The sequence below is a fragment of the Phycisphaerae bacterium genome, assembly GCA_012729815.1.
GTDB lineage: Bacteria > Planctomycetota > Phycisphaerae > JAAYCJ01 > JAAYCJ01 > JAAYCJ01.
This window is the reverse complement of sequence record JAAYCJ010000293.1, coordinates 1-5,953: the sequence shown is the minus strand read 5'-3', so window position 1 is coordinate 5,953 and position 5,953 is coordinate 1. Positions and strand designations below refer to the sequence as shown.

The following is a 5,953-nucleotide window of genomic DNA, read 5'->3' as shown; positions in this document are numbered from 1 at the left end:
TCCGCCGCCCGCCGGCGGGCGTAGGCCACCGAGTTCTCGGTGTACCATGCGTAGTACGGCGTGACGATGACGTTCTCGAATTGCAGCAGCGGATGCTCAGCCGACCACGGCGGCACGTTCTCGATCAAATCAAACGCCGCCCCGCCGAGCCGCCCGCTCCGAAGCGCCTCGACCACCGCGTCGGTATCGACCAGGGCGCCGCGGGCCGTGTTGACCAGCACCGCCCCCTGCTTGACCTTGGCCAGCGTCTGGCGGTTGATCAGGTGGTGCGTCTCGGCGGTCGCCGGCGCGTGCAGGAGAATCGCGTCGGACTGCCCGAACAGCTCGTCGAGGCCGACGTTCCTGGCCGTCGTCTCGCCGATCGCCACGTCGCCCGCGACCATCGGATCGTAGAAGAGCACCGTCATGCCGAACGCCGCGGCCCGACGGGCCGACTGCCGGCCGATCGACCCGAACCCCACGATCCCCACCGTCATCGTGTTCAGCGAGTAGATCGGTTTGATCGCGCCGCGGTCCCAGCCGCCGGATTGCGTCTGCTTCATCGCGATCGGAAGCTTCAGCAGCAGGCTCTGCATCATCGCGATGGTCAGATCGGCCACCTCGTTCGTGCAGAAACCCGGCAGGTTGGTCACCACGATGCCGTGCCGCGTGGCGGCCGGAATGTCCACCGTGTCCACGCCGATCCCAGCCCGCAGGATGATCTTGACCTTGCCGCAGGCGGCCATGATCTTCTCGCTGATCGGCTTGAAGACGTAGGTCAGCAACGCGTCGGCGTCGCGGGCGATCGCGATCACGTCGTCTTCGGTGCGGCACTGGCCGATCGCCAGGCTCGCCCCGACCTTCTCGAGAATGCCCTGCTCGACGGCCGTCTCCGGATAGAGATGCTCGGTGAAAGCGACTTTGTAGTCGGTCATGATCGGAAATCTCCTACCAGCGGGTTTGCATCGCCAGGACCGCCTGGACGACTTTCTCGGCGTTGGGCAACACGAACCGCTCCAGCTCCGGCGCGAACGGAATCGGCACGTGCGCGGTGTGGACGCGGGCGACCGGGGCGTCGAGGTAGTCGAACGCCTTCTCCTGGACCAGGGCGGTGATCTCAGCCCCGATCCCGCATGGCGCGTGGCCCTCGTCGACCACGACGAGCTTGAGCGTCTTCTTGAGCGACTCGATGATCGTCTTCTCGTCGAGCGGCCAGATGGTCCGCAGGTCGATCACCTCGGCCGAAACGCCCTTCTCGGCCAGCATGGCCGCGGCCTGGAGGGCGTGGCTGACCATCAACCCGGAGGACAGCACCGTCACGTCGCGCCCTTCGCGGAGCACAGCCGCCTCGCCGATCGGCAAAAAGTAGTCCTCCTCCGGCACGTCGCCCTTGCGGCCGAGCAACGCCCGGTGCTCCAGCACCACCACCGGGTTGTCGTCCACGACGGCCGAGGCGAGCAGGCCCTTGACGTCGTACGGCGTCGAGGGAATCACCACCTTGATGCCCGGCGCGTAGACGAACCACGGGTACAGCGACTGCGAGTGGTGGCAGCCGGCTGAGCCCTGCGCGCCAAAGACCGCGCTGAGCGTCAGCGGCATCGTGAACTGACCGCCGGAAATGTACCGGAATTTGGTCGCCTGGTTAACGAGCTGGTCCATCACCAGGGTGGAAAAATCGAGGTACATCAGGTCGACCACGGCCCGCGAACCGCACGCCGCAGCCGCGGCGCACATGCCCACGAACGAAGCCTCCGAGATCGGCAGGTCGAGCACGCGCTCCGCCCCGAACTCCTCGTAGAGGCCCTTGGTGTGGCCGAAGCATCCGCCGCGGACGGCAATGCCTTCGCCGACGATGAACGACCCGTTGTCGCGCCGCATGCCCGCGGCGAAACCCTCGCGGATCGCCTGGAGGTACGTGATCTGCCTCACGCTCGTATGCTCCTTTTGAGGCGGCCGGTTCGGCCGCGGTTGCGTTTGCCCGGTCTGTCCGGCGGTCGTCGCTGTGCTTGCCATGTCGCTCGTCCGCTTGCCCTGATTCACGCCCAGACGAAGTCCAGGGCGCTCTCCGGTTTCGGCGACGGCGCAGCCTTGGCCCAGGCGTAGGCGTCGTCGAACTCCTTTTTGACCTGCTCGCGCATCCGGTCGATCTGCTCTGCCGTCATGATCCGCGCGTCGATCAGCCGCTTCGAGAAGAGTTGGATCGGGTCGCGCCGCTGCCACTGCTCCAGCTCCTCCTTGGTGCGGTAGCCGGTCTCGGCGTGGCCGACGTAGTGGCCGCAGACGCGGTAGGTCTTGCTCTCCAGAAGCGTCGGACCCTCGCCGCGGCGGGCCCGGGCCACCGCCTCCGACGCCTTGGCGTGCACGTCGAGCACGTCGTTGCCGTCGGCGATCACGCCCGGCATGCCGTAGATCGCGGCGCGGTCGGCGAAGTCCTTGGTGCGGGTCGCATCGCGGACCGGAGTCTCGGTCGCGTAGAGATTGTTCTCGCAGACGTAGATCACCGGCAGGCGGTGGACCCCGGCCATGTTCAGCGACTCGTGGAAGACGCCCTCGTTGGCCGCTCCGTCGCCGAAAAAGCACACGCTGACCCGGTCGCTCTTCTGCAGCTTGGCGGCCAGACCAGCCCCGGTGGCCAGCGGCAATCCGCCGCCCACGATCCCGTTGCTCCCGAGAATGCCCAGCTCCTTCGAAAAAATGTGCATGCTGCCGCCGCGACCGTGCGAGTAGCCCGCCTCCTTGCCCATCAGTTCCGCCGCCACCTTCCGCAGTTCGCCGCCCTTGGCGATGCAGTGGCCGTGGCCGCGGTGCGTGCTCGTGATCGTGTCGTCCTTCCGCAGCGCGCCGCAGACGCCCACGCCGGTGGCCTCTTCGCCCAGGTAAACGTGCATGAACCCGGGCAACTCGCCCTGGGAAAACCGGGCGGCCATTTCGCTCTCGAAGATGCGGATGGCCATCATCCGCCGCAGAAACTCGCGTTGGGTATCGGCGTCAATCTGCACGTTGGTGATTCCTTACTTATACTAATGAATGCCTCAGCCGCCGCTCTTGCTCTTGCGCCGGGATTTCTGGACCGTGATCAGATCGGAGTAGGCGCTGTCGAGGTGCGACCGCAAAAGCTCCTCACCTCGGGCCAGATCCTTGTTGCGAAGGGCTTCGATCAGGTCCTTGTGGTAGACGTGCCCCTCACGCGGGTAGCTGACGCCCTCGCCGATGTTGCGGGTGAAAATCAGGTACCAGATCTGCGACCGCAGCCCCTGCCAATAGGCGATCAGCCGGCGGTGGTGCGAGGCGTTGACCAGCTCCTCGTGAAAACGCAGATCCAGGTCCACCGCCTCCTGGACCGAAAAATCGCTCTCCAGGCACGCCGCCAGCTCGTCGACCACGCCTTCGAGCCGCCGCAGGTCGTCCTCGTCGGCCCGCTCGAACGCACCGTGCAGGGCAAGACCTTCGAGGGCCATGCGGAGGCTCCAGACCTCCTCGTAATCCTCCGCGGAGAGGCTGACCACGGTGGCTCCGCGATTCCGCTCGCGGACCACCAACCCCTCGTGTTCGAGCAGGATCAGGGCGTCTCGGATCGGTCCGCGGCTGGTCTGCATCATGGCCGCGACTTCTTCCTCGATGATCCGCTGGCCGGGCTTGATTTGCCCGCGGAGAATGGCTTCGCGGAGGTGCTCGGCGGCCTGCTCGCTCAGCGACCGACGGGAGACCGGCGAGATGGGTTTTTCCGCTTTCATTCGGTCCCGGACCTTGTATAATGCTGTATGACAACCATATTGTTAACAGTTAACAATCTTACTGCCACCGGCAACCGCTGTCAACGAGTTTTGTCCATCGAGGATGACATTCTACTTTTCTTCATGGTACGTCAAATGAACCTGTGACCAGAAAAGTAGAATGTCCCCTTTTTCAGATACGACTTATGGTTATAGTTAATAACTAATGATACTCGAAAGGTCTAGGTCATGGCGACGATGAAGGCGGTTCGGCTGGTCAAACCGTTGGATTTGCGGCTCATGGACGTGGAGATTCCGGAGATCGGGCCGCATGACGTGTTGTGTCGGGTGGTTCGGGCGGGGATGTGCGGGACGGACTACGCGATCTATTCCGGGGAGTTTTCGTTCGTCAAATCCGGCGATGTGCCGTTTCCGATGACCTTGGGCCACGAGTGGTCGGGGGTGGTGGCCAAGACGGGGTCGGACGTGATGTACTTTTCGCCGGGCGACCGGGTGGTGGGCGATACGGCGGTGGCGTGCGGGCACTGCCATGAGTGTCTGGTGGGTCAGTACGGCCTGTGCAAGCATTGCCGGGCGGTGGGGACGATCCGGGCGTGGGACGGGGCGTATGCCCAGTACATCCTGATGCCGGAGCGTCACCTGATGCACCTGCCGGCCAACGTGGACTTCGACAACGGGGCGTTCGTGGAGCCGGCGGCGACGGCGCTGCTGGCGGTCAAGCGGGCTGAGGTGGGGATTTCGGACACGGTGCTGGTGATCGGGTCGGGTCCGATCGGGATCGCGGCGGCGAAGCTGGCCAAGCTGTGCGGGGCGGCGAAGGTGGCGATCGCGGCCCGGAAGGACTATAAGTTGAAGGCGGCCATGGACCTGGGGGTGGACGGGGCGATCAACACGACCCGGATGAGCCTCAAGGACGGGATCAAGGAGCAGTTCGGCGAGTGGGGCGTGGACAAGATCGTCGAGGCTTCGGGCTCGACGGCGATGTTCGCTGAGGCGCTGAAGGTGATCAACACGAGCGGGGCGATGTCGGTGGTGGCGTTTTACGAGAAGACGCTGGAGCATTTCGACATTGACCGGATGGTGTTCGGGGACGTGCGGATCATCCCGTCAGCGGGGAGTCTGGGGATGTACAAGGCGATTTTGCGGCTGATGGAAAGAGGCATCCTGGATTTGCGTCCGCTGATCACCGCCCGGTACCGGTTGGAGGACGTGCCGCAGGCGATGAAGGACATGAAGGGCAAGAACGAGACGCGTATCAAGATGATGATCGAGCAGGACTGATCGGACATGACATTACCATTTGACGAGGCGAAATCGCGGCTGACGGCGGCTGGGCTCGAGACGATTACGTTCGGGCACGAAGGGAACACGATTCTGGCGCTGCCGTCGTACGGGCGGGTGCTGGGTCTCTGGACGGACCGGGAGCAGCCGGGGTTCTTCTGGATTAATGAGGGTTTTCTGGCCGATCCCGGTCACGCGGGCGACGGCTGGGCGAATCCGGGGGGCGATCGGATCTGGCTGGGGCCGGAGCGGGAGCTGTTTATTAGCGACCAGGCGGATCCGGGAAACAGCTATGTGGTGCCGCGGTCGGCGGACCCGGGTCGTTACCGCTGTGCGCTGGAGAGCGCGACGCTGGTGATGGACAACGAAGGGATGGTTCGGGGGTTCCGCAGCGGCGTGGAGGTCGGGTTCTCCTGGTCGCGTTCGATTCGGGCCCTGGATCCGGAGGCGACGGGGGCGTTTCCGGGCTTGGCGTCGGCGGGCTACGAGGAGATGACGTTTCTGCACGTGGCTCAGCCCAGCGCGATGCCGGTGTGTTTGTGGAATTTGATTCAGGTTCCGCTGGGCGGGCAGGTTCTGGTACCGGTACCTGGGGATGCTCCGGTGACGTTTTTCGGTTCGCCCGGTCCGGCGGTGCAGCGTGAGAAGGGGTTGATCCGGGTGGACTACTCGAAGTCGCTGGCCGAGCCGTTCAAGATCGGTCTTCGGGCCTCGGACATTCGCGGGACAATGCTGTATTTGCGGCCGGACGGGGAGGGCAGCGAGCTTCTGGTGCGGACGTTTGACCTGGGGCAGGATCACCAGTACATCGACGTGCCGTGGGAGCATCGGGAGGGGCCGGGTTACGCGCTGGAGTTGTTCTGCGGCGGATCGGCGTTCGGGTTCGGCGAGTTGGAGTTTCACAGCCCGGCGGCGGGCGGCCCGGCGGGTCCGGACCGCTGTCACGTAGGCAGCCGGAT

The 5,953-nt window shown here is 64.8% G+C and carries 6 protein-coding genes; 2 read left to right on the top strand and 4 right to left on the bottom strand.

The features are described from left to right. From GXY33_19055 to GXY33_19040, 4 genes are all read right to left on the bottom strand, one after another. Positions 1-914: C-terminal binding protein (locus GXY33_19055; protein ID NLX07242.1), on the bottom strand; the 914-nt coding region annotated here is incomplete at its 3' end. A gap of 13 nt (positions 915-927) precedes the next feature. Further along, positions 928-1,908: an alpha-ketoacid dehydrogenase subunit beta gene (locus GXY33_19050; protein ID NLX07241.1), complete on the bottom strand. Its 981-nt coding sequence runs from the start codon at positions 1,906-1,908 to the stop codon at positions 928-930. Positions 1,909-2,015: 107 nt separating this feature from the next. Beyond that, positions 2,016-2,978 carry a thiamine pyrophosphate-dependent dehydrogenase E1 component subunit alpha gene (locus tag GXY33_19045; protein NLX07240.1) on the bottom strand — a complete coding sequence of 321 codons (963 nt, stop codon included), beginning with the start codon at positions 2,976-2,978 and terminating at the stop codon, positions 2,016-2,018. A 33-nt stretch (positions 2,979-3,011) separates the two neighbouring features. Further along, a complete protein-coding gene (locus GXY33_19040) occupies positions 3,012-3,713 on the bottom strand; it encodes a GntR family transcriptional regulator (protein ID NLX07239.1) in 702 nt (233 codons plus the stop codon). Positions 3,714-3,941: 228 nt separating this feature from the next. Between GXY33_19040 and GXY33_19035 the strand changes: the two genes are divergently transcribed. Then, on the top strand, positions 3,942-4,994 hold the full coding sequence (locus GXY33_19035) for an alcohol dehydrogenase catalytic domain-containing protein (protein NLX07238.1): 1,053 nt from the start codon (positions 3,942-3,944) through the stop codon (positions 4,992-4,994). A 6-nt stretch (positions 4,995-5,000) separates the two neighbouring features. Continuing rightward, on the top strand, positions 5,001-5,953 hold a 953-nt coding region (locus GXY33_19030; protein ID NLX07237.1), incomplete at its 3' end, for a hypothetical protein.